Here is a 3,038-nt window from a genome sequence, read left to right on the forward strand (position 1 = left end):
GGACCAAAAGGTTTGAGAAAATGCTTCATCAAGCCGATGTGCTTGCCTTCTCCCAAAATATTTAAAACAAATTTTCCGCCAGAATGCATCAGCGATTCAATCGCTCGATCCTTGGCGACAGCAATGGTTAAACCGGGGGGATTAAAAGTTGCCTGAGACACCCAAGAAGCCAACATCGCCCCGCTGAGTTCGCCTTGTTTCGTTGTTACAACGGAAAGAGAGCCAACCAGATGCCCTACCGCTTGTTCGATCCTGGCAGATTGCGAAGGTGAAATCGGTTGCACGCTTAACTGTTGTCGAGCCATTTTGGCTTTTTTAGCTTTTTTCAACGCTTGGGCGAAGTCTGTCCCGGCTTCTTCGCAATATTTCAGCGTCACCTCGGTGGGTTTAAATTTGACTCGAATCGGGTCGAAGCCAAAGCGATATCCAGCATCTTTTAACTTGCCTTCTAGTAGATCGATCGCTTCCCCACTCCAGCCATAAGAACCAAAAACACCCGCCAGCTTGCCTTTGCTCGCGTTGGATAGGACAATGCCCAAGGCAGTTTGAATCGGCGTGGGAGCATGACCGCCGAGGGTAGGAGAACCCATGATAAACCCATCTGATTTTTCTACAGCTTCTTGAATTTCCGAGGGTTCGGCAAATTCGCAGTTAATTGATTCGACAGCAACGCCTGCTTTGGTAATACCACTAGCGATCGCTTGCGCCAAGGTCGCTGTATTCCCATAAGCTGAAGCATAGAGCAGCGCCACGCTTGTTTCTGTTGCCCTTTGCTGCTGGTTCCATTGCCGATAAGCTTGCGTGAGCGGAATCAGACTGTAGCGCACCAAGGGGCCATGACCCGTCCCATAGAGTCTGGCTGGCAAATCCTGTGTGAGTTTGTCTAGCGCTGTTTCGACTTGCCGAGCGTGGGGAGCCATCAGACAATCGTAATAGTAGCGCCGATCTTCGCTAAACACCGTCCATCCTTCATCAAACACCTGATCGCCGCAAACGTGCGCCCCGAAAAGCTTATCCGTATACAAAATTTCGGTTAGGGAGTCGTGGGTGCAAAGGGCGTCAGGCCAACGGGGACTAGGCGTGGGGATAAATTGTAAGTGATGACCTTTGCCTAAATCGAGGGTTTCTTCCCCTCGCATTATGGCAATTTGTAGATTGTGTTCTTGTAAAGTCTCTGGGAAAGTGTTTTCAAAAAGATTTCGCAGCAGAATTGACCCTGGATTCGAGCAAACAAAAGTAATTTGAGGAGCCAGTTTTAGTAAAGCATTCAGCGTAAAAACTCGGTTGGGGTTGACGTGTCCTAAAATCACGTAATCCAGCTTGTTTAAGTCAAATCGCTGCTGTAAAGCGGAAAGAAAAATGCCTGTAAATGATTCTCCCGGCGGATCGATGAGCGCTGTTTTATCCGCTTGAATCACATAAGAATTCGCCGTTGTGCCCCGTTGTAGAGCATATTCGATTTCAAACTTAAGTCTGTCCCAAGTGCGCGATCGCAACACAGTTGTATCTGCACCAATCGGGAGAACCTGAACATCGCGGGGTTTTGTGGCTGTCATCATAAGTTAAAACGGTAATTTTTTTAAACGCAAAGGTACACTCTCATACGCAAAGTTAAAGCTGCTTCTTTGCGTACCGAGAGCGCTAACCTTGGCGCATCAAGAGCGTTAATAATAATTTCCGATCTTGCGATGGTGAACCGCTGTGAGGGCGTCGGGTTTGGAGACGCGACCGGATTGAACGGTGCTGTAAACTATCCAATGATCGCTGCATTCCATGCGGCTAGAGACTTCACACTCCATGTATGCGAGGGCTTCCGTCAGAATCGGGGAACCATTCTCCGCAGGCTGAGATTTGATCCCGGCAAATCGATCCGCGCCAGGGGGGAATCGTTTTAAAAAGTGCCGCATCAAATTTTGATAATTTCCTTCTTCTAAGACGTTGAGGACAAAGCGATCGCCTACTTGCATCATGGACTCAATAGCCCGGTCTTTTGCGACAGCGATTGTGAATCCTAGGGGTTGGAAGCTGGCTTGTGCCACCCAGGAAGCTAACATGGCACCTTTGACTTCGCCTTTTTTGGCAGTGATGATGTACAATCCACCGCTGATGCGTCCCAGGGCTTTTTCTAATTCGGCATCAAGAGATTTAATCTGTTTGATGTTGCGATCGCGGGTGAGCAATTGTCCTAAGTCTGTACCCGCTTCTTCACACAACTGATAGGTGGCTTCTCCGGGTGTATCTTTAATCCGAATTGCTGGAAATGCGACTGTCAGCCCTAACTCTCTAAATTTACTCACCAGCGGATCGACGGGTTCGTCATCTCCTCCGTAGGACTCCAGAATCCCGACTACTTGTTTTTCCTTAGCAGCGGCTAAAACGGTGCCAATCGCAGCTTGGGCGGCGGCAGAGGCGGCTGGGGGTGTGGCAATGACTAAGCCGGATGAACGCCCTACCAGTTCTTGCACCTCCTGAGGATCGGCGGATTTCAGGTCGAGTGTCTCGACGGCGACGCCTGTTTTGGTGATGCCTTTGGCGAGAGATTGGGAAAGGCGATCGCTATACCCGTAATCGGAGACGTAAAATACCGCTACTGTCGTCTCGCCCTTGGTTTGAGCTTGACTCCACTGGCGATAACGTCCCGTCAGTTCCACAACGTTGTGGCGCAGCAGCGGGCCGTGTCCGGTGGCGATGGTGTGTACTTCTGGCAGTTCTCCCATCCGTTTCAGTGCAGACAGCACGGAACGGGCATTCGGAGCCATCAGGCATTCGTAGTAAAACCGATAATCGGCTTCGATGGCGGCTAAATCTTCATCGAAGGTGCTATCCGAGCAATAGTGCAAGCCAAAGGCGTCGCAAGTATACAGGATTTGGGTTTTGTGGTCGAAGGTGAAAATCGTGTCGGGCCAGTGCAAGTTGGGAGCAATCACGAATTCCAATTCGTGTCCGTTGCCTAAATCCAACTTGTCGCCATTTTTGACGATTCGCCGCTCAAACGGCTGATGCACAAAATCTTCGATAAACTGGATTGCGACTTTTGA

At 49.8% G+C, this 3,038-nt stretch carries 2 protein-coding genes; both read right to left on the bottom strand.

Features of this window, described 5'->3' with window-relative positions; genetic code table 11:
• Positions 1 to 1,556: diflavin flavoprotein (locus tag H6F50_RS06460; RefSeq protein WP_190427670.1), on the bottom strand; the 1,556-nt coding region annotated here is incomplete at its 3' end.
• 108 nt (positions 1,557 to 1,664) lie between these two features.
• The coding region (locus H6F50_RS06465) for a diflavin flavoprotein (protein ID WP_190427672.1) at positions 1,665 to 3,038 on the bottom strand (1,374 nt) is incomplete at its 5' end.

Source organism: Coleofasciculus sp. FACHB-712, from assembly GCF_014695635.1.
GTDB lineage: Bacteria > Cyanobacteriota > Cyanobacteriia > Cyanobacteriales > FACHB-T130 > FACHB-T130.